General features: G+C 67.4%; 23 protein-coding genes and 2 pseudogenes. 10 read left to right on the top strand and 15 right to left on the bottom strand.

Going from position 1 to position 23,557, the window contains the following annotated elements:
* Nucleotides 1-23 precede the first annotated feature (23 nt).
* Nucleotides 24-725 carry a nucleotidyltransferase domain-containing protein gene (locus NC4_RS11465; RefSeq protein ID WP_067536316.1) on the top strand — a complete coding sequence of 234 codons (702 nt, stop codon included), beginning with the start codon at nt 24-26 and terminating at the stop codon, nt 723-725.
* 9 nt (nt 726-734) lie between these two features.
* Here the strand turns inward: NC4_RS11465 and NC4_RS11460 are convergent, their stop codons facing one another.
* Together NC4_RS11460 and glnA are read right to left on the bottom strand one after the other, a co-directional pair.
* The gene (locus tag NC4_RS11460; protein WP_067536313.1) at nt 735-1,592 is read right to left on the bottom strand and encodes a hypothetical protein; all 858 of its coding nucleotides are present in this window, start codon (nt 1,590-1,592) and stop codon (nt 735-737) included.
* 197 nt (nt 1,593-1,789) lie between these two features.
* Nucleotides 1,790-3,226 (bottom strand): type I glutamate--ammonia ligase, encoded by a 1,437-nt coding sequence (glnA, locus tag NC4_RS11455; protein WP_067536310.1) that lies wholly within the window; start codon nt 3,224-3,226, stop codon nt 1,790-1,792.
* A 300-nt stretch (nt 3,227-3,526) separates the two neighbouring features.
* Between glnA and NC4_RS11450 the strand changes: the two genes are divergently transcribed.
* The 4 genes from NC4_RS11450 to NC4_RS11435 all read left to right on the top strand — a co-directional run bounded on the left by NC4_RS11450 (nt 3,527) and on the right by NC4_RS11435 (nt 9,370).
* The gene (locus NC4_RS11450) at nt 3,527-5,335 is read left to right on the top strand and encodes an AMP-dependent synthetase/ligase (RefSeq protein WP_067536307.1); all 1,809 of its coding nucleotides are present in this window, start codon (nt 3,527-3,529) and stop codon (nt 5,333-5,335) included.
* Between the two features lie 10 nt (nt 5,336-5,345).
* Nucleotides 5,346-6,530, top strand: coding sequence for a PucR family transcriptional regulator (locus NC4_RS11445; RefSeq protein ID WP_067536305.1), 1,185 nt, complete (start codon nt 5,346-5,348; stop codon nt 6,528-6,530).
* A gap of 155 nt (nt 6,531-6,685) precedes the next feature.
* Nucleotides 6,686-8,743: a CocE/NonD family hydrolase gene (locus tag NC4_RS11440; RefSeq protein ID WP_169814776.1), complete on the top strand. Its 2,058-nt coding sequence runs from the start codon at nt 6,686-6,688 to the stop codon at nt 8,741-8,743.
* A 123-nt stretch (nt 8,744-8,866) separates the two neighbouring features.
* Nucleotides 8,867-9,370: a nitroreductase family deazaflavin-dependent oxidoreductase gene (locus tag NC4_RS11435; RefSeq protein WP_169814775.1), complete on the top strand. Its 504-nt coding sequence runs from the start codon at nt 8,867-8,869 to the stop codon at nt 9,368-9,370.
* Nucleotides 9,371-9,374: 4 nt separating this feature from the next.
* On the opposite strand, the gene NC4_RS11430 is transcribed toward NC4_RS11435, so the two are convergent.
* Nucleotides 9,375-9,752: a PNPOx family protein gene (locus tag NC4_RS11430; RefSeq protein WP_067536299.1), complete on the bottom strand. Its 378-nt coding sequence runs from the start codon at nt 9,750-9,752 to the stop codon at nt 9,375-9,377.
* A gap of 170 nt (nt 9,753-9,922) precedes the next feature.
* Between NC4_RS11430 and NC4_RS11425 the strand changes: the two genes are divergently transcribed.
* Nucleotides 9,923-10,441 (top strand): NUDIX hydrolase, encoded by a 519-nt coding sequence (locus NC4_RS11425; protein ID WP_067536748.1) that lies wholly within the window; start codon nt 9,923-9,925, stop codon nt 10,439-10,441.
* A 331-nt stretch (nt 10,442-10,772) separates the two neighbouring features.
* Here the strand turns inward: NC4_RS11425 and NC4_RS11420 are convergent, their stop codons facing one another.
* Together NC4_RS11420 and NC4_RS43915 are read right to left on the bottom strand one after the other, a co-directional pair.
* Entirely contained in the window at nt 10,773-11,225 is a 453-nt protein-coding gene (locus NC4_RS11420; RefSeq protein ID WP_281186276.1) for an AIM24 family protein, read from the bottom strand.
* A 52-nt stretch (nt 11,226-11,277) separates the two neighbouring features.
* Nucleotides 11,278-11,385: pseudogene (locus NC4_RS43915) on the bottom strand (TIGR00266 family protein); the annotation flags it as partial.
* A gap of 261 nt (nt 11,386-11,646) precedes the next feature.
* Between NC4_RS43915 and NC4_RS11415 the strand changes: the two are divergent.
* A complete protein-coding gene (locus NC4_RS11415; protein ID WP_067536296.1) occupies nt 11,647-12,384 on the top strand; it encodes a peptidylprolyl isomerase in 738 nt (245 codons plus the stop codon).
* On the opposite strand, the gene NC4_RS11410 is transcribed toward NC4_RS11415, so the two are convergent.
* The 10 genes from NC4_RS11410 to NC4_RS11370 form a co-directional block, all read right to left on the bottom strand.
* Entirely contained in the window at nt 12,381-13,892 is a 1,512-nt protein-coding gene (locus NC4_RS11410) for an ArnT family glycosyltransferase (RefSeq protein WP_067536293.1), read from the bottom strand. The two genes, NC4_RS11415 and NC4_RS11410, sit on opposite strands and share 4 nt — an antisense overlap.
* Nucleotides 13,892-14,518, bottom strand: a complete 627-nt coding sequence (locus NC4_RS11405) for a TetR/AcrR family transcriptional regulator (RefSeq protein WP_067536746.1) — start codon at nt 14,516-14,518, stop codon at nt 13,892-13,894. Before NC4_RS11405 ends, NC4_RS11410 begins: the two co-directional genes overlap by 1 nt.
* Nucleotides 14,519-14,551: 33 nt before the next feature.
* Nucleotides 14,552-14,965, bottom strand: coding sequence for a hypothetical protein (locus NC4_RS42430; protein WP_245721633.1), 414 nt, complete (start codon nt 14,963-14,965; stop codon nt 14,552-14,554).
* A gap of 27 nt (nt 14,966-14,992) precedes the next feature.
* Nucleotides 14,993-15,694 (bottom strand): ABC transporter substrate-binding protein, encoded by a 702-nt coding sequence (locus tag NC4_RS42425; RefSeq protein WP_245721632.1) that lies wholly within the window; start codon nt 15,692-15,694, stop codon nt 14,993-14,995.
* Nucleotides 15,691-16,473, bottom strand: coding sequence for an ABC transporter permease (locus NC4_RS11395; protein ID WP_245721631.1), 783 nt, complete (start codon nt 16,471-16,473; stop codon nt 15,691-15,693). Before NC4_RS11395 ends, NC4_RS42425 begins: the two co-directional genes overlap by 4 nt.
* A 116-nt stretch (nt 16,474-16,589) precedes the next feature.
* Complete coding sequence (locus tag NC4_RS11390) at nt 16,590-17,330, bottom strand: ABC transporter ATP-binding protein (protein WP_245721630.1); 741 nt, start codon at nt 17,328-17,330, stop codon at nt 16,590-16,592.
* Complete coding sequence (locus NC4_RS11385; RefSeq protein ID WP_084528904.1) at nt 17,327-18,238, bottom strand: ABC transporter permease; 912 nt, start codon at nt 18,236-18,238, stop codon at nt 17,327-17,329. The genes NC4_RS11390 and NC4_RS11385 overlap by 4 nt, the downstream gene beginning before the upstream one ends.
* Before the next feature lie 53 nt (nt 18,239-18,291).
* The gene (locus tag NC4_RS11380; protein ID WP_067536291.1) at nt 18,292-19,329 is read right to left on the bottom strand and encodes a TIGR03842 family LLM class F420-dependent oxidoreductase; all 1,038 of its coding nucleotides are present in this window, start codon (nt 19,327-19,329) and stop codon (nt 18,292-18,294) included.
* 31 nt (nt 19,330-19,360) lie between these two features.
* Complete coding sequence (hydA, locus tag NC4_RS11375; RefSeq protein WP_067536288.1) at nt 19,361-20,782, bottom strand: dihydropyrimidinase; 1,422 nt, start codon at nt 20,780-20,782, stop codon at nt 19,361-19,363.
* Complete coding sequence (locus NC4_RS11370; RefSeq protein ID WP_067536285.1) at nt 20,779-21,615, bottom strand: nitrilase-related carbon-nitrogen hydrolase; 837 nt, start codon at nt 21,613-21,615, stop codon at nt 20,779-20,781. The genes hydA and NC4_RS11370 overlap by 4 nt, the downstream gene beginning before the upstream one ends.
* Nucleotides 21,616-21,729: 114 nt before the next feature.
* Between NC4_RS11370 and NC4_RS43910 the strand changes: the two are divergent.
* The 3 genes and pseudogenes from NC4_RS43910 to NC4_RS11360 all read left to right on the top strand — a co-directional run.
* Nucleotides 21,730-22,680, top strand: a pseudogene (locus NC4_RS43910) (aminotransferase class I/II-fold pyridoxal phosphate-dependent enzyme); the annotation flags it as partial.
* 119 nt (nt 22,681-22,799) lie between these two features.
* Complete coding sequence (locus tag NC4_RS43905) at nt 22,800-23,204, top strand: aminotransferase class I/II-fold pyridoxal phosphate-dependent enzyme (protein ID WP_369690726.1); 405 nt, start codon at nt 22,800-22,802, stop codon at nt 23,202-23,204.
* Nucleotides 23,201-23,380, top strand: coding sequence for a hypothetical protein (locus tag NC4_RS11360; protein WP_067536282.1), 180 nt, complete (start codon nt 23,201-23,203; stop codon nt 23,378-23,380). Before NC4_RS43905 ends, NC4_RS11360 begins: the two co-directional genes overlap by 4 nt.
* The last annotated feature ends 177 nt before the right edge of the window (nt 23,381-23,557 follow it).

Raw genomic sequence — 23,557 nt, 5'->3', positions numbered from 1 at the left:
GCAAGGCGCAGAAGGGATATCCGATGACCGACTCCACCGACGTGATCCTCGAGGGCGTAGTCGGCTCCCACGCCTACAGCCTGAACACCCCCGAAAGCGACACCGACTACCTCGGCATCTACGTAGAGCCCACCCGAACCTTCCTCGGCCTCAACCCACCCACCCGAGACCGCGGCACCCGCCACGGCCGAGACGGCGCCGACGCCACCTACCACGAGGTAGGCAAAGCCATGGGCCTTATCCTGGCCTGCAACCCCACCGTCACCGAAATCCTCTGGCTCGACACCTACACCGTCACCACCGATTTCGGCGCCGAACTGGTGAGCCTCCGCTCCAATTTCCTCTCCGCCCAACGAGTCCGCCACGCCTACTTCGGCTACGCCATGGCCCAATTCCGCCGCATGCTCACCCGCCGCGACACCCAAGGCCTGACCGACCCCCGCCTCGCCAAACACGCCCGCCACACCAAACGCCTGCTCTGGCAGGGCTACGAGCTCTACACGACGGGCACACTCCCCGTCCAGCTTCCCGACCCGGAACCGTATTTCGAGTTCGGCCGCCAAATGACCACGGAAGCCGGTGAAGCCGCCGCCAAAGCCCTCATCGACGAGTACGAGCACAAATTCGACATCGCCACAACGGCTCTCCCCGAGAAGGCCGACGAGGCCCCGCTGGAGGATTTCCTCCAGCGGGTACGCCGCGCCCACCTGGACGATCTACCGTGATTCGCCCGCTCAAGCCACCGCGGCCGCGGGCAATCCCGATAGCGCGGCGGCCGCTGCGGCGATCTCGTCGATCGGCTTGTCGACCAGGCTGTCCATGAGGACCAGGGACGAAAGATAGGTCCGCTTGTTCATCTTGGCGAGAACCGCCTGCCATTTCGGCAGTTGCCGCAAGTAGACCTCATCGTCGAAGAGAATGAACGCGATCACCTTGCGCGAGTCGCTCGCTGTCGCACGCAATGGCACGACCCGGATCTCGCGCACGGCGTCCCACCCGACCCGCAATCCCATCCTCGGCGTGTGGATTCCGTCATTGTCGAGTATCTGCGGGTGTCCCGGCACCGACCAGCTCAGCAGGTAGCAGGCGTATGCGACGATCGGCGCGCTCAGCAGCGCGCCCGCCCCGATCAGGACGGGCTGTCCGAACGCCCAGCCCATACCGAGCACCACCGCAGGCAAAGACAGCAGTGGCGCGGTCAACCGCAGCACACCCACGGTGGTAATCCGGATCTCCAGGCTCTCGGCCGCACCCGGCAGGACCGCGTGCTGCGGCTCGCCGTCACTGACGTTCAGCATGCGGATCAGCGCGAGCCGATGCCGCGCACGGGCCACCGTCCGGCCCAATATCAGCAGGACGAACGCCGGCAGCAGCACCGGTAAGGATCCCTCGACTCTGATGCCGACATAGCCGATCAACGCACCGACCGCGACGGAGACCACCACGATGCCCAACCACCGCCGCCAGGAATTGCTCTTCAGCCCCCGTTCCGCATACTCCCGCGCGATCCGATCGATCTCGGGGTCGGCGGCGGGCTCGCCACGCAGCAACGCCTTCCGCGTGGAATGGTCCAGTTCACGCCAGTTCTTCATGGTCTCCCTCGTTCAGCGAGCGCACCTTATCCGATCTTCCGGAGCTCACCCTCTCCAGGGGTTCTGACCTGCGAAGACGCTCGTCATCACGACGCCACCGTGCTGCACTACGACAAACACTTCGAACTCATCGCGGACGCCTTTCCGGCCTTGCGGCAGAAGTGGATCGTGCCGCACGGATCGGTGGAGTGAGGTGATCAGACGTCGAAGTAGAGGTCGAATTCGTAGGGGTGGGGGCGGACGTTGATTTCGGCTATTTCGGTGTCTCGTTTGAGGCGGATCCAGATTTCGATGAGGTCTTCGGTGAAGACGCCGCCTGCTGTGAGGTATTCGTGGTCGGATTCGAGGCGGTCGATTACTGCGTCGAGGCTGCCCGGGGTTTGGATTACTTCGGCGGATTCTTCGGGGGTCAGTTCGTAGAGGTCTTTGTCTATGGGGAGGGCGGGTTCGATTTTGTTGGTGATGCCGTCCAGGCCTGCCATCATCATGGCGGCGAAGGAGAGGTAGGGGTTGCCGGAGGAGTCGGGGCAGCGGAATTCGAGGCGTTTGGCGCTGGCGCTGGTGCCGGTTACCGGGATTCGGACTGCGGCGGAGCGGTTGCGTTGGGAGTAGACGAGGTTCACGGGGGCCTCGTAGCCGGGGACGAGGCGTTTGTAGGAGTTCACCGTCGGGTTGGTGAAGGCCAGGAGGGAGGGGGCGTGGTGGAGGAGGCCGCCTATGTAGTGGCGGGCCAGGTCGGACAGGCCCGCGTAGCCTGCTTCGTCGTAGAAGAGGGGGGAGCCGTCTTTCCACAGGGATTGGTGGACGTGCATGCCGGAGCCATTGTCGCCGAAGAGGGGTTTGGGCATGAAGGTGACGGTTTTTCCGTAGGCCCAGGCGGTGTTCTTGATGATGTATTTGTAGAGCTGGAGGTCGTCGGCGGCGGCCAGGAGGGTGTTGAAGCGGTAGTTGATTTCGGCTTGGCCCGCGGTGCCTACTTCGTGATGGCCTTTCTCCAGTTCGAAACCGGCGTGCTGGAGGTTGGTGCACATGTGGTCGCGGAGGTCGACATCGTGGTCGTAGGGGGCGACGGGGAAGTAGCCGCCTTTGGGGCGGACCTTGTAGCCGCGGTTGGGGGTGCCGTCGGCATTGGTCTTGGCGCCGGTGTTCCAGTCGGCGGAGGAGGAGTCGACCTCGTAGAAGGCGCCGTTCATGGCGGTGTCGTAGCGGACGCTGTCGAAGATGTAGAACTCGGCCTCGAGGCCGAAGTAGGCGGTGTCGGCAATGCTGGTGGAGCGCAGGTATTCCTCGGCCTTGCGGGCCACATTGCGGGGGTCGCGGCTGTAGGCGACGCGGGTGTGCGGGTCGGCGACGAAACAGTTGATATTGAGGGTTTTGGCGAGCCGGAACGAATCCAGCTGGGCCGTGGTCAGATCCGGCAGTAGCAGCATGTCGGATTCGTGGATGGCCTGGAAGCCGCGCACCGACGAACCGTCGAACGCGATGCCGTTCTCGACCAGGTCTTCGCCGAACATCTTGGCGGGAATCGAGAAGTGCTGCTGGACGCCGGGGACATCGCAGAAGCGGATGTCGACGTATTCGACTTCCTCGGCGTTGATGTAGTCCAGAACTCCGTTGGTAGTAGGGGTGATCACCGCTGGCTCCTCACACAGCCGCGCCCACCCAATCGGACGGCCCGGTCGGGCTCCGGTGAGAGCCGTCGCGAGTCGCGCACGCGTGCCGCCGGTTCGCGATGTGTCTGAACTTTGGACGTACCCCGGGAGTTGCCCGGCCCTCACGAAATCAGTTGTCACCAGAGCGCATTGTGCAGCGTGCACAAGTCGATCAGCCCAGGTCTTGTCCATTGCCCCTGGACCCGGCGCACGTTTGTGCGGTGTGCTGGATGGCATTGTGAGGGCCGACACGCCCTCGAACGTTTGATCCAGAGGTAGGTCGTGAGTTCAACGAATTCCGCGGGGCCGGGCCCGCGCACGCTGGTCGAGGCATTCCAGGCGAATGTCGCACGCTATCCCGACCAGGTCGCCCTGCGCACCCTCGGCGGCTCGGTCGCGATCACCTGGCGCGAATACGGCGAGCGAGTCCGCTCCATCGCCTCCGGGCTCGCGGCCCTCGGCATCGGCCACGGCGACACCGTCGCGCTCATGATGACCAATCGCCCCGAATTCCACCTCTGCGACACCGCCGTCCTGCACACCGGCGCCACCCCGTTCTCGGTGTACAACACCAACCCGGTGGATCTGCTCGCCTACCAATTCGGCAATGCCGGAAACAAGGCCGTCATCTGTGAACGCCAATTCGCACCGCAGATTCTCGCGGCCGTGGAAAAGGCTGCTGCGCAAGGAATTACGGTCGAGCACATCCTGTGCGTCGACGACGCCCCCGAGGGCGCCCGCGCCCTCGCCGACATCGAGGCCCTCGCTCCCGGCGATTTCGATTTCGAGACCACTTGGCGCGCGGTCGATCCCGAGAACCTGCTCACCATCGTCTACACCTCCGGCACCACCGGCCCGCCCAAGGGCGTGGAGCTCACCCACACCAATTTCATCGAGAACGCCCGGTTCATCGAGGAATTCGGTGGCGGCGGCCCCGAGGACAAGGTCGTCTCCTATCTCCCGGACGCGCACGCCGCCAACCGCTGGTTCGCGCACTACCTGTTCATGCTGACCGGCGGCCAGATCACCACGGTCCCCGATCTCAAGCAGGTCGCCGAGGCGCTCACCGAGGTCCACCCGTCGGTTTTCCTGGGCGTCCCGCGCGTCTGGGTCAAGGTCAAGGCCGCCCTGGAGGCCCGCTTCGCCGCCGAGCCCAGCCCGTTCAAGCGCCGCCTGGTGGACTGGGCCATCCGCACGGGCCGCGCCCGCGCCCGCGCCCGCGCCGAATCCGACGGCCGCACCCGAGGATTCCTCGAGCGGACGCAGTTCGAACTGGCCGACCGCCTGGTGCTGGCCACCATTCGCGAACGCCTCGGCCTGGACAAGGTCCGCGTGGCCGTCACCGGTTCGGCCCCTATCCCGCACGACACCCACGAGTTCTTCCTCGGCCTGGGCCTGCCGCTGTGCGAGGGCTACGGCATGACCGAATGCACCGCGGGGGCCACCCTGTCCCGCCATCCGCGCATCAAGATCGGCACCGTCGGCAAGCCGCTGCCCGGCTCCGAGATCAGCATCGCCCCCGACGGCGAGGTCCTGGTGCGCGGCAAGATGGTCATGCGCGGCTACCGCAATGCCCCCGAGAAGACCGCCGAGACCATCGACGCCGACGGCTGGCTGCACACCGGCGATATCGGCGAGATCGACACCGACGGCTTCCTGAAGATCGTGGATCGCAAGAAGGAACTCATCATCAATGCGGCGGGCAAGAACATGTCGCCCACCAATATCGAGAACACCGTCACCGAGAACACGCCCCTGGCGGGCACCGTGGTGGCCATCGGCGACAACCGTCCGTACAACACCGCGCTCATCCTGCTCGACCCCGATCTGGTCGCCGCCTTCGCCGAGCGCCACCAGCTATCGGACCGGAGCATTGCCGCCCTCGCACAGGACCCGATTGTCGTGAAGGCCCTGCAAGAAGGCGTTGATGCCGCGAATTCCAAGCTCTCCCGGGTGGAACAGATCAAGAAGTTCGCGGTGCTCCCGGAGGTGTGGACCCCGGGCAGCGATTGCCTCACGGCCACCGGAAAACTGAGGCGCAAACCAATAGCTACCGCGTACGCGGCTACTATCGATTCGCTGTACGGGTAGTAGAAGAGTCATGCAAGCGCGAATCCGGGACCGAGTGCTCGAGGAGCTGTATCGGCGCGCGGTCGCGGTACGGGACGAGATCCCGGCCGCGATGCCGCCGTACCGCAATCTGCCGCACACGCTGGTGGCGGGCGGTTTCGAGCGGGGCGTGAAGCTCAATGTCGACCTGTTCTTCGACTATCTGCGCAGCAGCGTCCTGCCCGCCGAGGAGGACACCCGCGAGGTGGTGGAGATCGCGCTCGGCCGGGTGCGCGACGGCGAACCCCTGGAAGAGGTGATCGGCCGCTACAGCGCGGGCGCGGACTACATCTGGAACGAGATCCGCGCCGCCGCCACCGGCGAGGAACGCGAACTGCTCAGCGATTCCGCGCTGCAGATGCTGCACTACATCACCATGATCACCACGCGCATCGCCACCGCGGTGGTGCGGCGCGTGCACGATCCGCGCTGGGAACTCCTGGAACGCCGCCGCGCCATTGCCGATGCCCTGCTCACCGGCCGCGACCCCATCGAATGGGCGGATGAACCGGCCATCGCGGTCCCCGATTCCTTCCTGGTGGCGGTCTTCCGCTTCGGCGCGGCGCGCGGCGCGGAGACCAGCGAACTGCGCCACCGCATCGAGGCCATTCCGGGCGTGTTCCTGCGCCTGGACAGCGGCGGCTGGACGGCCCTGCTCCCCCTGCAACCCGGCGATGACGGCACCGCCACCGCGGCCGCCCTCGCCGCCCGCCTGCCCGTGCCGCCCGCTGGGCAGTGTGCACAACCGGCCCCGTTCTGGGTGGGTGTGACCATCGCGCCGACGCGCGCGGTGGTCCCGTCGGTCTTCACCGAGGCCCGCATCCTGGCCGAACTGGGCCGCTGCCTGGACCGCCCGCATGTGGTGTGCCGCCGCGGCGACCTCATGTTCGAGTACACCGTCGCCGCCGGGGGCACGGCCCGCGCGGGCCTGGCCGCGGTCCTCGCACCCCTGGACCCGCAGCCCCTGCTGGCCGAGACCCTGGAGGTCTTCGTCGACACCGGCTTCAACCAGCTGGCCAGCGCCCGCCTGCTCAATATCCACCGCAATACGGTCACCTACCGCCTGGCCCGCGTCCACGAACTCACCGGCCTGGACCCACACCGCCCCACCGACGCCATGCCCCTGTCCGCGGCCCGCATTGCCCGCCGCCTCGAATCGACCGCCTTCGCCCCGTAATCCGCCAGATTTTTGGTCGAGTGCACAACCCGAAACCGCACAGTCTTGGTGACTGCCGGTACCCGGGATATCGGTTGTGCGGTGTGCTGAATTCGACGATGAGGTCGGCGGGTGTGCGCCCGTGCGGTCTCCCGAGCATCCGTAGAGGTATCTCCTTGAGTAGCAAGTCCAGGCCGCGCCGCTCCCGGCTCGTCGCTTTGACCGTCGCCGGATTGTCCGCGCTGGCGGTGACCGTTTCGAGCACCACTCCGGTGGCCGCGGTCCCAACGGCCGGACCGGTGCCGACGGCGCCCGCGAACTTCGGCCTGCCCGACGGGTATCAGCCCACGCCCGAGCAGTTCGGCGTGGGATATGAACTGGGGCATGTGGTTCCGCTCGCGGACGGCACCCAGTTGCAGGCCGAGGTGCGGTATCCGACCGATCCGGCGACCGGACAGCGGGCGGCCGGGGAGTTCCCGGTGGTCGTCAACTTCACCACCTACGGCGCGGTCACCAGTGCGCTGACGGCGGCGATCACCAGCGTCATCGACACCTTCCACATTCCGCTGCCCGATCAGCTGCGCGATGTGCGGCGCGTGATCAATCAGGCCACCAGCGCCCAGGACATGCTGGTGCGGCGCGGCTATATCGAGGTGATCGCGGATGTGCGCGGCACCGGCGGTTCCACCGGCGCGTGGAATCCGGCGTCGCGCCAGGACGGCCTCGACGGTGTGCAGCTGGTGGATTGGGCGGCCAGGCTGCCCGGCTCCAATGGCAAGGTCGGCATGTACGGCTATTCGTTCCCGGCCCTGAGCGCCTTCCGCACCGCACAGGCGGTGGGCCCGGATTCGCCGCTGAAAGCCATTGTGCCCATGGCGATGCCGAACAATATCTTCAACGAGGTGCTCGGCCACGACGGGCTCATGAGCCCGATCCTGCTCACGGCGATCTCGGTCATGGTGCCGTATCTGAGCCTCATGGGGCCGTTCATGACGGCGATCGTGTCGCCGCAGACGTTCCTGACCGCCTTGATCGATCATCTGAAGGCGATCGTCTCCCAGGACAGCACCATCAAACTGCTGCTGGAGGCCTATGCGGGCGGTCCGCTGGCCTACGACGGCGACTGGTGGCAGGAGCGGCGCTTCGAAACCGATCTGAGCAATCTGGTCGACAAGGGCATCGCCATGTACCAGGTGGGCGGCTTCTGGGATCTGTATCAGGAAGGGCCGCTGCGCAATTACTCGCAGTTGCAGAACCTGTCGGCGGGCCGCGACCAGTTCGCGCCCATGGCCGCGGACCAGCAGGCCGATGGTCGTTACCAATTGCTCATGGGCCCTTGGTATCACGCGGGCCTGGGCGTCGGCCCGGGTTCGCGCCTGGATACCGATCAGATCATCCTGGCCTGGTTCGACCGCTGGCTCAAGGACATTCCCAATGGCATCGACGAGACCGATACCCCGCTGCATGTCATCGACGCCAACAATATCGCCGCCGATACCGCCCGCTACCCGTTCGAGCAGGCGAGCGTCACCCAGCGCTGGTTCGACGGCAACCGCTTGGTGGCGGACAAGCCGGTGGTGACCGACGCCGCGGATCGCCTCGACTACACCGGCATCGACAACCTGTGCAACCGTCAGAGTCTCGGCCAGTACACCGCGGGCCTGCTGGATTTCGTCTTCCGGGTGTTCAATGCCTACAACCCGTGCACGGAATGGGTGCAGGAGCCGACCGCCGGGCTGCGCTACACCATGGACCCGGTGAGTGAGCCGACCGTGCTGGCCGGACCGGCCAATCTCAGCCTGTACGCCTCCTCCACCGGCACCGATGCCGCCTTCCAGGTATGGCTCGACGATGTGGCGCCCGACGGCAGCGCCGTGAACATTACGGGCGGTTCGCAATTGGCGAGTCAGCGCACGCTCGACGAGGACAAGACCTGGCGCGCACCGGACGGCACCGTCTACGCCCCGGAGCACACCGTCGTGAAGGAGAACGAACGGCTCCTCGCCCCGGGCGAGGTCGTGCAGATGGATATCAAGCTGCGCCCGACCTTCTACACCCTGCAGCCGGGACACGCGCTGCGCGTGCGCATCACCAGCGGGACATTCCCGTCCACCATGCCGATTCCCACCGATCTGCCGCGTTTGCTGGCCACGTCGCAGCAGATTCAGCGAAACTCTGTGTGGCCGTCGAGCCTGGTGGTTCCACTGGCGCCGGCTGGTTCGTTCATCCACTGACCCGGGGGAACGGGAAGAGTGGCACGGCTGGTCGCCGCCGCCGTGCCACTCTCTTTTTCGTAACGGGCCTATACTCGGTGCGGTATGCCCCTGCCGTACAACGATTTCCGCGAGGTGACCCGGATGTCCGAGCAAACCCCCGACGCCAACCCGTACGGCACCCCGTCCACCACCGGCCCCGAACCGGTCCCGAGCTATCAGAACTACGTCAATGCCCTCATGCGCACCCTGCTGCGCGTGCCCGGCCTGTCCTCCGTCGTCGGCAAACGACTGCTCATCCTGCACGTCACCGGCCGCAAGTCCGGCAAGGTGTACGACGTTCCGGTCGCCTATACCCGCCACGACGGCGAGATCCTGATCGGCACCCGGCTGCTGCCGTGGGTCAAGAACATTCGCAAGGACACCCCGGTGCAGGTGTCCATGGGCGGTCCGCGCCGCACCGCCGATGGTGAGGTCGCCACCGACAACGAATCGGTCATGCGCCTCTACGAGATCATCGCCAACGACAATCCCACCAATGCCAAGTTCAACGGCATCGGCTTCAATGCCGACGGCAGCCCCAACAAGGCCGATATCTACCAGACCTGGCAGCAGGGCGGCGTCGTCATCCGCCTGACGCCGCGCTGAGCGGTCACTCCCGGCGGGCTTGCAGGTAGTACTCCGCCGAGATGGCCACCAGCGCCTGCCGCACCAGCGGCGGCGCCCACGACGCCGGGGCATCCTGGCGCACCACCGGATCCACCAGTGTCAGCGTGCGCCCGCGCGTCTCGAATTCGAAGGCCCCCGCCGCGCGAATATTCTTCAGCCAGTCCACCTTCGGCCCGTAGGTGAGCGGCACCCGGTACCCGCCGTCGCGCCCGAACACCAGCACCGGCGACCGATACACCCGCCCGGTCCTGCGCCCGCGATGGACCACGATCCCGAAGCCGGGCGCCACCCGCGCCATCACCCCCAGGACGGGATTGGTGACCACCCGGTTGAACCTGGCCAGAGTCTGCGGCAGCGGCACGGTTTCGTCCTCTCCGACGGCTTCTCCCGCGCCCGCCGCCGCGGTGATTCCCGCGCCCGCCGAAAACGGTTGTGCATGAAGAGGCTACGCCCGCGCCCACCGCCTCGCGTGTGATCGCTAGGGTGCTGATGAACCGCCGGGTAGCGGTGTGCCACGGGAAGGAGCGCCGCATGGCGGAGATGATCGCGGTGTACGACGCCGCGGGCCGGGAGATCGGCGCCGAGGAGCGCGCCGTCGTCTACGCCGAGGGCATCTGGCACGCCAGTGCGGGCGTGCTGGTCCGCTCGGGTGACGGCGCCCGCGTCTACGTCCACCAGCGCACCGACACCAAGGCCGTCTTCGCGGGTATGCACGACTGTCTGGCGGGCGGCGTCCTCGCCCCGGGCGAGGATCCGGCCGAGGCGGCCGTCCGCGAACTCTCGGAGGAGCTGGGCATCGACCTGGCTCCCGGCGACGACCGTCCCCGCCCCCTCGTCACCGCCTCCTGGGATGGCATCTGGGCGGGCCGCCCCATGCGCTGCCACCTCTTCGCGTACGAAATCCGCTACGACGGCCCCATCCGGCACCAGCCCGAGGAGATCGTGGACGGCTGGTGGTGGACCGATGCGGAACTCCGCGCCCACCTCGACGATCCGGCCTGGCCCTTCGTCCCCGATACCCGGGTCCTCGTCCCCGATCTCCTGCGCTGAGCGCGCGCCCCGAAATGCCGAGCGGCCCATCGAATCCCGCGCGATTCGATGGGCCGCTCGCGGTGGTGCCGTCTACTTGGAGCTTCCGAACAAGAGATTCTGAACCAGCTTGATCAGTACCTCGGCAAGGAAATCCGCTGCGGATCCGGACACGTTTGACTCCTCATCTGTGTGACTACATGTCGGACATGTGAAGCATGAGCTATTCACATGTCCAAGTTCCGGATTTTCGCGAGGAAAGTTGCCGGTCGGGCCAAGATTCCACACGAGAACGCGTTTCAGCTGCAGTTATACCCACTCAGTGGGACTGAGTTATGAATCACATCGATGCCTAGCTCGACGAGGTGGCGCGCCCCACCCACGACGAGAAGGCGCCGGGATTGCGGGTTTGCAGGAGCACGCGGCCGGGCCCGACGAAGTCGAAGACGAAGCCCTCACCGGACTTCAGCGATTGCAGCGACCGCCCGGACACCGCGCGGCGAATGGTGAAGTTCATGGCGAGGTCGTAGGCGACCACGTGCCCGGTGTCGATGGTGACCGGTTCACCGGCCTGCAGATCGATGACGTCGATGGCGCCGAAGACGCCCAGCACCACCTCGCCCTGGCCGTCGGCCCGCAGGCCGAAGCCGCCCTCGCCGCCGAAGAGGTTGGCGAAGCCGCCCCACTTGGCTTCCACGGTGACCCCGTGCGAATTGGCGATCCAGCCCCCGCGGCTGATGAAGTAGGGCCGGTCGGGAGTGACGGTGAGGGCGAGCATATCCCCCCGGTAGCGCTGGTGCGACATCCACCCAGCCGCCCTGCTGCGGTGCGGTGAAGGTGGAGACGAAGAACGACTCCCCCGCGAGCACCGACCTTTTCAGCCCGGCGATGATGCCGCCTTCGGCCTTGGCCGCCAACGCGACTCCCGCCGAATGCGCGACCATGGCCCCGTGTTCCACCCGCATGGGCTCACCCCCGGCCAGAAAGCAGCGGGCGATTGTCGAGGACGGGTTGTGCCGCAGTTCTACCTTCATATCCGCCGACGGTAGCAGTGAATTCCCAGGTGGCGGGAGCGATCCCGGCGCGCCGAACAATCCGGACTCTTCGACCGGAACCGCCCATCCGGCCCCATTTCCGCGGCGGAGATGGAATGATTCCGCGCGCGGCATTGTCCGGCGTCCGGTCCGCACAGATCGGCACCCAATCCACTCGAAGGAGACCATCCGGTGAGCATCGAACCGCAGCAGCGGCACCCCGACAGCGTCCAGACCCGGCGTCCGCGCCGAATTCGGTTCGGCCGCAGCACGCTACGACGTATCGGGATCATTGCCGCCGCGGTCACGCTGGTGCTGGTGGTGAGCGGGCGGGCCGACGCCGCCCCCGCGCCGCTGCGCACCGATCACGTGCCCGGCTGCACCGATGCCGCCGAGGCCCAGCCGAGCCGCGGGACCTGGCTGTTCGAACCGGCCATGACCATCGACCAGTCCGCCGGGTACACCGCCGACCTGGCCACCAACTGCGGCACCATTACCATCGAGCTGGACGCGGCGCGCGCACCGCACACCGTCAACTCCTTCGTATTCCTCTCGGAGCAGCGGTATTTCAACCAGACCCGCTGCCACCGGCTGACCACCGAGGGCATTCGCGTACTGCAGTGCGGTGACCCGACCGGCACCGGAACCGGCGGCCCGGGCTACCGGTTCAATGACGAGAACCTCGAGGGCGCGACCTATCCCGCGGGCACGGTGGCCATGGCCAATTCCGGCCCCAACAGCAATGGCAGCCAGTTCTTCCTGGTGTACGGCGATTCGCAGCTGCCGCCGAACTACACCCCGTTCGGCAAGGTCACCAAGGGCATGAGCGTGCTGCAGAACATCGCGGCGGGCGGCACCGTGGACGGCTCCGGTGACGGCACGCCCGCCGCGGGCGTGGTGCTCGATTCCGTTGTCGCCGCGCGGGTCTAGCCCAGGCGCAGCATGGTCGGCCACTCGCGTGACCACGGGTCGCGCGGGTGGTCGCACCGCCAGATGGTGACATCGCGGGTCACCCCGGGCAGCCCCAGCCGGGCGTCCACGCGGCCCGCCTCGGTGACCGTCGCGCAGTGCGCGCGCGGTTCGCTGCCGTCGCCGCCGACCCAGAGGACCGTGGTGGCGGTATCGGGCGGCGTGCCGAAGTATCCGAAGCCGCGGTTGGGGCTGTAGACGGCGGGCAGGCCGTACTCGGTCCGCTCCACATCCAGAGCGCCTGCCTGCCAATAGGAATCGGTGATGACGACGGCTCGTGACCGTTCCGGTTCCGGGAGCGCCCGGTACGCGGCCGCCGTGGCCTCGCGCAGTTCGGTCCAGCCGAATTTGGCGTACACGCTGATGGCCGAATCCGATTCGGAGTCGGGCTGGATACCGCTTTCCGGCTGCCACGGCAGCACGTAGGCCACCAGCAGCGCGGAGGACACGCCGAGCACGCCCGCCACCCAGCCCCGCCACCTGCCCGGCCGATTCGCCCAGTGCACCGCCCCTGCGGCCATCACCATCGGGAAGCAGCCGACGAGATAGTACGGACGGCCGTTCTCGACCAGGAACACCACGGTCAGCAGCAGCGGCACCAGGCCGAGAAAACGGTACGGCCGCAGGGTTTCCGACCACAGCAGCGCCCCGATACCGCACAACAGCAGCATTCCGCCCAGGATCCCGGCCATGAGCAGCGCCAGCGGCAGGAAGGTGAGCCGCCCGCCCATGGTGTCCTGTTCGGCCGACACCTGCGCGCCCATCCCCAGCTGCGGCCAGTCATGCGCGGCCTGCCACAGCAGCGTCGGCAGCGTGGCGGCGACGACCACCGCCGCACCGGCCCACAGCAGCGGGCGGCGCACCAGCTCACGGGGACCGTAGATGAGCGCGGCGATGGCCACCGCGATCCAGAAGAACGGGATCAGCCACTTCACCTGCATATCGAGCGCGGTCACCAGGGCCGCCCAGAACAGCAGGCCGTCGCGGCGAGTGCGCACCCAGCGCACCAGCAGCCAGCTGATCAGCACCCACAGCGCGGTGTCGATGGTGTTGGTGGACAACTGCGTTCCCTGAATCAGCAGGAACGTCGAGGTGGCATAGGCTGCCGCGCTGAGGGTCTGGGCGGTGCGCGCGCCGCCGAATTCGCTGGCGATCTGGGCGCTGATCACAATGGCCGCCACGGTGACCAGCAGCGCCGGAATGCGCAGGGCCACCAGCGATCCCGGTGCGAGCACATCCATGAGCCGCGCGATGGCGGGCACCAGTGGACCCTGGTCGGCATAGCCGAAGGCGAGCCGTCGTCCGGCCGAGAGGAAGTACAGCTCGTCGCCGTAGTACCCGTAGAGGCCGAGCGAGGCCGCCAGCGCCACCGCGGCGGCCGCGATGGCGGCCACCGGCCCGAGCGCGAAGGGCGGCAGCGCCGCGGGCGATTCATGCCGGGCCGCAGCGGTTTTCAGAGAGGTCGTCATCACCGCTCGTCCTTCCGGATGGCCTGATCGAACAGTCGCGAGGTGTGCGCGGTATAGCCGTGCAGATCGAAATCGGTTTCCCGCACCACGCGCGCGGCGGCGCCGTCGATGGCATCGCGAATCGACTTGCCCATGAACACCGCGTCGAACTCGCCGAAACTCCCTTCCCGCTGACCTTCCCGCAGCAGTTCCACCAGTGGCGCCAGGATCTCGCTCTCATCGGCCGAGGCGAAGTGCAGCCGCCCGTCGGCGTCGCGCAGATTGCGGACCACCTCGGTGAGGGCGGCCACGTACCGGCGGTTGGCGTCGATGAATTCGAGGTTCGACTCGATATAGGCCAGCACCCGGTTGTGCGCCCCCGCGGCGGCGACGACCGCCGGGGCCACCACCTCGGCCGCGGAGACGTACAGCTGGATCACCAGCTGCGTCATCAAATCGTCCTTGCCCTGGAAGTGGTAGGAGATGACGCCCTTGGAGATACCGGCGTGCTCGGCAATGCGTGCGAGCGACGCATTGGCGTATCCGGCCTCCGAGATCACCTCCACGGCCGAGGCGATGATCTGACGGCGGCGGGCCTCTTCGATGAACGACCGTTTCTTGTCGCCCGGCTCATTTTCTGACCGCATGGACAAATTGTAGTCCATGCGGTCAGTCAACTCCTATTTACCGCCCTCGGTGAGGGTGACGGGCTGTGCCGTGTAGGAGCTGCCGGTGACATCGACGCCCTGGGACTTCAGCAGGTCGATGGCCTTGGTGGCGTATTCCACCGTGTAGGCGGCGGCATCCGGATCCTTGGTGAGGACGGTCGCGCCCTCCTGGTTCTTGGTGTTCTTCGCAATGGACACGGTGCGATCCCACGCGGTCTCGTCCATCAGCCCGATCCCCTTGGGCGAGGGCCAGATCAGCTTGTTCACCTCGGTGATCTGCCATTGCTGATGACTGTTGCCGAGCGTAGATCCGGCGGCCACCGTGATATCGCGGCACTTCTCGACATTGTCGCGGCAGAAGGCCCAGCCCTTGAGCGAGGCCGCGATGAACTTGACGGTCTGGTCGGCGTAGCCGCTGTCGTTCAACTTCTCGCTATTGGCCCAGATGGCATCCTACAGCATGGCGACGCCCTGGTCGTTCCAGTCGATGGTGGTGAAATCCTCCGGCGTATAAAGCTTTCCGGTCGCCGGGTTCTTGGTTTCGAGGAGCTGGGCGTACTCGTTGTAGGACATGGCCTGGGCGGCATCGATATCGCGGGCCAGGAAGGCGTTCATATCGAACTGCTGCTGCACCAGCGTGACGTCCTTGGCGGGATCGATTCCGGCGCGGGTCATTCCGGCGAAGAGCTCGAATTCATTGCCGTAGCCCCAGTTTCCGACCTTCTTGCCGCGCAGATCGCCCGGGCCGTTGATGCCCGCCGCCTTGAACGAGCCATGTTTGGTGCCCGACCGCTGGAAGATCTGCGCCACATTGGTGATGCCCGCACCGGCTTCGCGGGAGGCCAGCGCCTTGGGCACCCAGGCGATGGCGTAATCCGCCTGCCCTTGGGCGAGGACGGTCTGCGGCACGATATCGGTTCCGCCGTCGATGATTTCGACATCGAGGCCCTGCTCCTTGTAGAAGCCCTGGTCCACGGCGGCCAGATATCCGGCGAACTGGCCTTGTTTGAACCACTGCAATTGCAGCTTCACCTTGGTGAGGCCGTCGGCGGTGGTGCTCGATTCGGTGGTGCTGCAACCGGTGAGTGCGGCCAGGCCCAGTGCGGCGGCGAGCGCCCAGGCCTGGATGCGTTGTCTGCGGGCGGTACTTCTCATTTCGATCTCCAGAGGGTGGTGCGGGGTCTGCGGGTGAGCTGTTCGAGCAACAGCACGGCGGCCAGGAAGACCAGGCCGAGGACCATGGCGACGACGTAGGCCCACGCGCGGGGGTAGGCGGTATTGGCGGCCGCCGAGGTGATCCGGCTGCCCAGGCCGTGCTGCAGGCCGCCGAAATATTCGGCGATGATGGCCGCGATGACCGCGCCGGGCGCGGCAATGCGCAAGCCGGTGAACAGGTGCGGCAGCGCGGCGGGCAGGCGGACGGTGCGGGTGATCTGCCAGCCGGTGGCGGCGTAGGCGGTCATGAGGTCGGATTGCACGCGCGGGACCTGACGCAATCCCTTCGCGGTGCTGACGAATACGGGGAAGAACACCACGATGGCGGCGACCAGCCGGCGCGGTAGGTCGGTGGTGGTGGAGTACATGGAGTTCAGCAGCGGTGCGAGCGCGACGATGGGGACGGCCGCCGCGCCCGCCGCCAAGGCCCCCAGCAGGCCGTCGACGACGGCGAAGCGCACGGCCACGATGGCGGCGGCAATGCCCAGGACGGATCCGGCGAGCAGGCCGATGAACGCATTGGCGCCGGTTGCGTTGGCGGCCTTCAGGATCGCGTCGACATTGGCGCTGAAGGCGTCGGCAATGGCGGTCGGCGCGGGCAGCAGGAACGAGGGCACCCCGGCGGCCACGGTGAGGACCTGCCACAACGCCAAGATGGTGACGCCGAAGAGCACCGGCGGCGCAACGGTTTTGAGCATGCTGGATCCGGTTGTGCGCATGGTCGTCACCGCATGTCCCGTCCGGCGACCGTGTCCGGCGCGGTGCCGTGGCCTTCGTGCAGAGCGGCGCGTACGGCGGCGACCGAGGTGAAGAAGGCTTCGGTGGATCGGACGTCCTACTCGGCCGCCCGATCCCAGCCGCCGGTGTCGAGGACGGCGGTGATGCGCCCGGATCGCGGGGACATGACCACCACGCGATCGGAGAGGAAGACCGCCTCGGGGATGGAGTGCGTCACGAAAACCACTGCGGCGCCGGTTTCCTCGGCCACTCGCAGCAGTTCGCCCTGCATGCGTTCGCGGGTCATCTCGTCGAGTGCGCCGAAGGGTTCGTCCATGAGCAGCAGCGGGGGTTTGCGGGCCAGCGCGCGGGCAATGGCGACGCGCTGCTGCATACCGCCGGAGAGCTCTCCGGGATACCGCTGCGCGAAGTCGGCGAGGCCGGTGATCTCGAGCAGTTCCGCGCTGCGCTCGCGGCGTTCGCGTTTGCCGACGCCGTGCAGTTGCAAAGGCAGTTCCACGTTCTCGCGCACGGTGCGCCAGTCGAGCAGCCCGGCCTGCTGGAAGGCGATGCCGTAGTCCTGGTCCAGGCGCGCCTGCCGCGCGGTCTTGCCGTGCACCACAACGGTTCCCGAGGTGGTCTGCTCCAGATCGGCGATAATGCGCAGCAGGGTGGATTTGCCGCAGCCCGACGGTCCGATGAGGGAGACGAACTCACCGGCCCCGACGGACAGCTTCACATTCTCGAGCGCGGTGACCGCACCGGCGGAGTAGATCTTGCCGACCTCGCGCAATTCGACGGCGGGCGCCGAATCCGGCGGCGCCGCCGCGTCTTTCGCGGGGGATGTCTCGACGGTCAACGGGAACCTCCTGAGGAATGACCGGGACGGCTGTAGCGGCGCAGCACCAGCTCGACCACGCCCACCAGCGCGGTGAGCGCGACGCCGAGCAGGGCGGCGGCCAGGACGGCCGCGTACAGCCGCGCGGCATTACCGGTGGATTGTTGCGAGAACACGATGATCTGGCGGCCGATCCCGCCCGCGGTGCCGGTGGATATCTCGGCCACCACCGCGCCGATGACCGCCGCGGCCGCGCCGAGGCGCAGCGCGGGCAGGATGTGCGGCACCGCGGCGGGCAGGCGCAGATGCCGCAGTGTCGCCCACCATCCGGCGGCGCAGCTGTGCAGCAGCTCCACCGACGCCTTGGCCGGTGCTTGCAGCCCGCGCAGCGTGCCGATGGCGACGGGGAAGAACACCAGGTACGAGGCGATCACGACAATGCTCATCCACGGCTTCCAGGGCTGCCCGGCGATCACGAACTTGCCGCCCCACCCCGCGACCAGGGGTGCGAGCGCGATCAGCGGAACGGTCTGGGAGACGATCACATACGGCAGCAGGCCGCGCTCCACCCAGGCGAAGCGCTGCATGACGATGGCCAGCAGGATCCCCACGAGGGTGCCCAGGGCCAGGGCCAGCAAGGACAGTCCGAGGGTGAAGCCGCCGGTGCGCAGCAGTGTCGCCCCGACGGTCGCCTTGCCGTCGGCCTCGCCGAGCACGGTGAGCACCGCCCACGCGTGCGGCATGGCCCCGTCGGAGGTGCGCGGCAGCACGCGTTGCTCGCCGATGCTCACGCCATTGGCCGGTACCAGCGCCTTCACCAATTCCCACCCGAGCACCAGCAGGACGAACGCGGCGATCGGATACAGCAGCCCGCGGGCCTTCGAACCGGAGGACACGGCCGATCGCCAGACCGAAACCGGTTCGTACACGGGTGAATCCGAGTCCGGCCCCCCACCCGGGGCCGGACTCACGAGCGGTGTGGTCACGTGCCGGTCTCCGTCGCGGTTACCGGAGGGGCCAGCCGGGGCAGCACCGATTCGCCGTAGGCCTCGAGGGTGGAGGTCTTGGCGTCGTGCTGGAGATAGACGGCGAACTGGTCGACGCCGAGCTCCTCGAGTTCCCGCAGCCGCGTCAGATGATCGTCGGGCGTGCCGATCACGCAGAAGCGGTCCACGATGGCGTCGGGCACGAAGTCGGCGTGCGTATTGCCCGCGCGGCCGTGCTGGTTATAGTCGTAGCCCCGGCGGCCCGCGATGTATTCGGTCAGCGCGGCCGGGACTTCGCTGTCGCCACCGTATTTGGCGACGATATCGGCGACGTGGTTGCCGACCATGCCGCCAAACCACCGGCACTGTTCGCGCGCGTGCTTCAGGCCCGCGACGGTGCCGTCGGTGATGTAGGCGGGTGCGGCGACGCAGATGGTCACCGCCTGCGGATCGCGACCGGCGCGTTCGGCGGCGGCCCGCACCCGCGCGATGGTCCAGGCGGTGATATCCGGATCGGCGAGCTGCAGAATGAACCCGTCGGCCACCTCGCCGGTGAGATCCAGTGCGCGCGGCCCGTATCCGGCCACCCACACCGGCAGCCGCGAATCCCCCGCCCACGGGAATCGGATGGTGGTGTCGCCGATGTGCGCGCTGCGGCCATTGCCGAGTTCCCGGATCACCTCGATGGATTCGCGCAGGGTCGCCAGATTGGCGGGTCTGCCGCCCAGGGTCCGGACCGCCGAATCGCCGCGTCCGATACCACAGATGGTGCGGTTGCCGAACATGTCGTTCAGCGTGGCGAAGGTCGACGCGGTCACCGACCAGTCCCGGGTGGACGGGTTGGTGACCATGGGCCCGACCACGACCTTGCGTGTCGCGGCGAGGATTTGGCTGTAGATGACGTACGGCTCCTGCCACAGCAGGTGCGAGTCGAACGTCCACACATGCGAGAAGCCGTGTGTCTCGGCGATTCTCGCCAGTTCCACCACGCGGGAGGCGGGTGGCGTGCATTGCAGCACCACACCGATGTCCATGCGGCACGCTCCGATCGTTGGTCGGGTCGAATCAGATGAGGTTCTGTGACAGTCCGCGTTTCACAAAGCGGCCGTGCCCGGTGCTGCCCAGGTACTGCCCGCCGTCGATGATGACGCGGCCACGCGAGAGGACGGTGTCGACGTGCCCGTCGATGTCGAAGCCCTCGTAGGCGGAGTGGTCCATGTTCATGCGATGGGTCTTGCCCACGCCGATGCTGGTGTGCCCGTTGGGGTCGTAGATCACCACATCGCCGTCCGCGCCCGGGCTGATGACGCCCTTGCGCGGGTACATGCCGAACATGCGCGCGGGCGTGGTGCAGCACACCTCCACCCATTTCTCCAGCGAGATGCGGCCGTCCTTCACGCCCTGGAACATGAGGTCCATGCGGTGCTCAACGCCGCCGATGCCATTGGGGATCTTGCTGAAATCGCCTATGCCCAGCTCTTTCTGGTCCTTCATGCAGAACGGGCAGTGGTCGGTGGCGACGCTGGTGACGTCTCCGGTGCGGATGTAGCGCCACAGCTCGTCCTGATGGCCCTCGGCGCGGGCGCGCAGCGGGGTCGAGCAGACCCATTTCGCGCCTTCGAATCCGGGCGCGCCGAGCTGCTCTTCCAGTGACAGATACAGGTATTGCGGGCAGGTCTCGCCGAAGACGTTCTGGCCGTTGCCGCGTGCCTGCGCGATCTGTTCGAGAGCTTGTTTGGCCGAGACGTGCACGACGTACAGCGGCGCGCCGGTCACCTGCGCCAGCATGATGGCGCGGTGGGTGGCCTCCTCCTCCAATTGCCATGGGCGCGAGGTGCCGTGGAAGTACGGCGCGGTGTCGCCGCGCTGCAGGGTCTGCTCGATGAGCACGTCGATGGCGATGCCGTTCTCGGCGTGCATCATGAGCACCGCGCCCAGATCACCGGCGGTCTGCATGGCGCGCAGGATCTGCCCGTCGTCGGAGTAGAAAACGCCCGGATAGGCCATGAACAGCTTGAAGCTGCTCACGCCCTCCGACACCAATTCGGCCATGCCCTTGAGGGATTCGGCATTGACGTCACCGACGATCTGATGGAAGCCGTAGTCGATGGCGCACTGTCCGGCGGCCTTGCCGTGCCAAGCCGCGAGGCTGTCCTGTACCCGCTCCCCCAGTTTCTGCACGGCGAAGTCCACGATGGTGGTGGTGCCGCCCCACGCCGCGGCGCGGGTGCCGATCTCGAAGGTGTCGGAGGCTTCGGTGCCGCCGAAGGGTAGCTGCATATGCGTATGCGCGTCCACGCCACCGGGAATCACGTACTTGCCGGTGGCGTCGATGACGACATCGGCATTCGCCGCGAGGTCCGCGCCGAGCACGGTGGAGCCCGGTTGGATCACCGCGGCAATGGTTTCGCCGTCGATGAGCACATCGAGCAGTTGGGAACCGGTGGCCGACACCACCGTTCCGCCGTGGATGAAGACGCGGCTCACGGCTGCACCAGCTCTCCGTAGGCGTCCGGACGGCGATCACGATAGAAGGCCCAGCGGTCGCGCACCACCTTGAGGAGGTCCATATCCAGGTCCCGCACCACGAGTTCCGGGTTCTGGTCGGAGGCGACCTCGCCGACGAACTTGCCTTCGGGATCGACGAAGTAGCTGGTGCCGTAGAAGTCGTTGTCGCCCAGGTCTTCCACGCCGACCCGGTTGATTGCGCCCACGTAGTACTCGTTGGCCACGGCGGAGGCCGGTTGCTCCAGCTTCCACAGATAGCTCGACAGCCCGCGCGAGGTGGCCGAGGGATTGAATACGATCTGCGCGCCCGCCAGGCCCAGCGCCCGCCAGCCTTCCGGGAAGTGCCGGTCGTAACAGATGTACACCCCGACCTTGCCGACGGCGGTGTCGAACACCGGCCAGCCCAGATTCCCGGGCCGGAAGTAGAACTTCTCCCAGAACCCCTTGACCTGCGGAATGTGGTGCTTGCGGTACTTGCCGAGGTAACTGCCGTCGGCGTCGAGCACCGCGGCGGTGTTGTAGAGCACCCCGGGCTGCTCCTGCTCGTACACCGGCAGCACCATCACCATGCCGAGTTCGCGAGCCAGCGCCTGGAACCGCTCCACGGTGGGCCCGGGCACCGTTTCCGCGTACTCGTAGAACGCGGCGTCCTGCACTTGGCAGAAATACGGCCCGTAGAACAACTCCTGGAAGCAGATCACCTGCGCGCCCGCCGCGGCCGCCTGGCGCGCGTAATCCTCGTGCGCCTTGATCATGGACTCTTTGCCGCCGGTCCAGTTCGTCTGGACCAGTGCAGCTCGAACGATTGCCATACTTTGTGATACTCCACCCTGAACCACTTCCGTTGTGTTACAACTTCGCGGAAACAGTTTCGTGACCGTAAATCCTCGGGGCGACATCGTTCACCCCGTCGCGTCCATCGCAGAATGGCGCTTGTGACAACGGAACTCGACCCACCCGACGCATCCGCGGCCGCAACCGCCGCGGCAGGGCCGCCGGTGCTCGTCGGGACCCTGATCGACGAGGTCCACGACCGCACCGCGGCCGGTATCGCGGCCGCCGTGAGCCGCTGCATCCGCTCCGGCGCGCTGCCGCCCGGCGCGCGGCTGCCCACCGTCCGCGATCTGGCGCGCGAACTGAAGGTGTCCCCCGCGACCGTCAACCAGGCTTGGCGCGCGCTGGCCGCCGCGGGCGCCATTGTCGCGCGCGGCCGGGCCGGAACCTTCGTCGGCACGCCCCGCCCACCGGCCCGGGTTTCCCCCGCGGGCCGCTATCAGCGGCTGCACTCCCACTCCGACAACAACTTCCGCATCGACCTCTCGCGCGGCGTGCCCGATCCGGCGCTGCTCCCCGATATCACCGCCGCCCTGCGCGTGCTCAGCGCCGACGGCGCCATCGACGACCTGTCCGCCACCTATCTCGGCGATGCCGTAGTCCCCGAACTGGAGTCGGCGGTGCGCGCCGACTGGCCCACCCGCGCCGCCCGTTTCACCGTGCTCGACGGCGCTCTCGACGCCGTGGACCGGCTGCTGTCCGCCCACGTCCGGCTGGGCGATGCGGTGATCGTCGAAAACCCGTGCTTCCCAACGTTCCTGGATCTGCTCTTCCGCCTCGGCGCCCGCCCCGTCCCGGTCGCCATGGACGAATCCGGACTGCTACCGGGCGAACTCGCCGCCGCGCTGGCGGCACACGCACCCACCGCCCTGCTCCTGCAACCGCGCGCCCACAACCCCACCGGCGCCTCCCTCACCGCCCAGCGCGTCCGCGAACTCACCGACGTCCTCGCCGACGCCGCCGCCACGGCCGCCATCGGCCCCCTGATCATCGAGGACGATCACTCGGCCGGAATCGCGCACGCCCCCGCCCGCTCCCTGGGCGCCCGCCTGCCCGCCCGCACCGTCCACATCCGCTCCTACTCCAAATCCCATGGCGCCGACCTCCGCCTCGCCGTCGCGGGCGGCCCCCCGACTTCCTGGATCCGGTCATCGAACGCCGCATGCTCGGCCCCGGCTGGTCCAGCCGCCTCCTCCAGCGCGTCCTCCTGCACATGCTCACCGACGACACCGCCCGCGCCACCGTCGACCGCGCCCGCGCCACCTACCGCACCCGCGCCGAATCCCTCCGAAAAGCCCTCTCCCGCCGCGACATCCACCTCACCCGCAGCGACGGCATCAACCTCTGGCTCCCCGTCGCCGACGAGAACGCCGCCATGATCTCCCTGGCGGCCGCCGGGATCAAGGCCGCCCCCGGCGGGCCTTTCGAGGTGACCGACCACCCCCACAACGACCATCTCCGCCTCACCGTGGCGGCCCTGCACGACGGAGAAATCCCGGATGTCGCAGCACATCTCGCCACCGCCGCCCTCGCCTCCCCCGCTTACCGCCGCATCCGCCGCTCGTGAGCGGCGGATGCGGCACACCACCCGGGATTTCCCGCGCCTGTCGCGATACCGCCATCCGCAACTTACGGCCCCGCGCGACCCCCGTCGCCGACCAGGCCGCCGCCGAAGCCTACGAAGCCGAACAGGCCGCCACCGAAGCCGCCGAGCGCAAGCGCCGCCACCAGGGCGCTGCGTGAGGCGAGGAGACATCCACTACTACGGACAACCGGGCGCGGCAATGCACAAGATCGTATTGCTCGCCTCCAACCAAGCTGTCCTCGATTCCGAGCGCCCCTGGGTCTGGACCTGCTCGACGACGATGACGGTGACATACTCACCGTCCGCATCCCCGACCACGGCTGGGTCAATACCGC

Source organism: Nocardia crassostreae, assembly GCF_001613405.1.
Lineage (GTDB): Bacteria > Actinomycetota > Actinomycetes > Mycobacteriales > Mycobacteriaceae > Nocardia > Nocardia crassostreae.
The sequence above is the reverse complement of the archived record's forward strand: the minus strand, read 5'-3'. Positions and strand labels throughout refer to the sequence as shown.

Bases quoted from the DNA above. Each gene is read 5' to 3' on its own strand.
- NC4_RS11380 (WP_067536291.1), bottom strand. From the start codon at position 19,329: ATGGACATCGGTGTGGTGCTGCAATGCACGCCACCCGCCTCCCGCGTG.
- NC4_RS11445 (WP_067536305.1), top strand. From the start codon at position 5,346: ATGCAAGCGCGAATCCGGGACCGAGTGCTCGAGGAGCTGTATCGGCGC.
- NC4_RS11410 (WP_067536293.1), bottom strand. From the start codon at position 13,892: ATGACGACCTCTCTGAAAACCGCTGCGGCCCGGCATGAATCGCCCGCG.
- NC4_RS11420 (WP_281186276.1), bottom strand. From the start codon at position 11,225: ATGTCGCACCAGCGCTACCGGGGGGATATGCTCGCCCTCACCGTCACT.
- NC4_RS43905 (WP_369690726.1), top strand. From the start codon at position 22,800: ATGCTCGGCCCCGGCTGGTCCAGCCGCCTCCTCCAGCGCGTCCTCCTG.
- NC4_RS11425 (WP_067536748.1), top strand. From the start codon at position 9,923: ATGGCGGAGATGATCGCGGTGTACGACGCCGCGGGCCGGGAGATCGGC.
- NC4_RS11395 (WP_245721631.1), bottom strand. From the start codon at position 16,473: ATGCGCACAACCGGATCCAGCATGCTCAAAACCGTTGCGCCGCCGGTG.
- NC4_RS11435 (WP_169814775.1), top strand. From the start codon at position 8,867: ATGTCCGAGCAAACCCCCGACGCCAACCCGTACGGCACCCCGTCCACC.
- NC4_RS11370 (WP_067536285.1), bottom strand. From the start codon at position 21,615: ATGGCAATCGTTCGAGCTGCACTGGTCCAGACGAACTGGACCGGCGGC.
- NC4_RS11460 (WP_067536313.1), bottom strand. From the start codon at position 1,592: ATGAAGAACTGGCGTGAACTGGACCATTCCACGCGGAAGGCGTTGCTG.
- NC4_RS42425 (WP_245721632.1), bottom strand. From the start codon at position 15,694: ATGAGAAGTACCGCCCGCAGACAACGCATCCAGGCCTGGGCGCTCGCC.
- NC4_RS11465 (WP_067536316.1), top strand. From the start codon at position 24: ATGACCGACTCCACCGACGTGATCCTCGAGGGCGTAGTCGGCTCCCAC.
- NC4_RS11405 (WP_067536746.1), bottom strand. From the start codon at position 14,518: ATGCGGTCAGAAAATGAGCCGGGCGACAAGAAACGGTCGTTCATCGAA.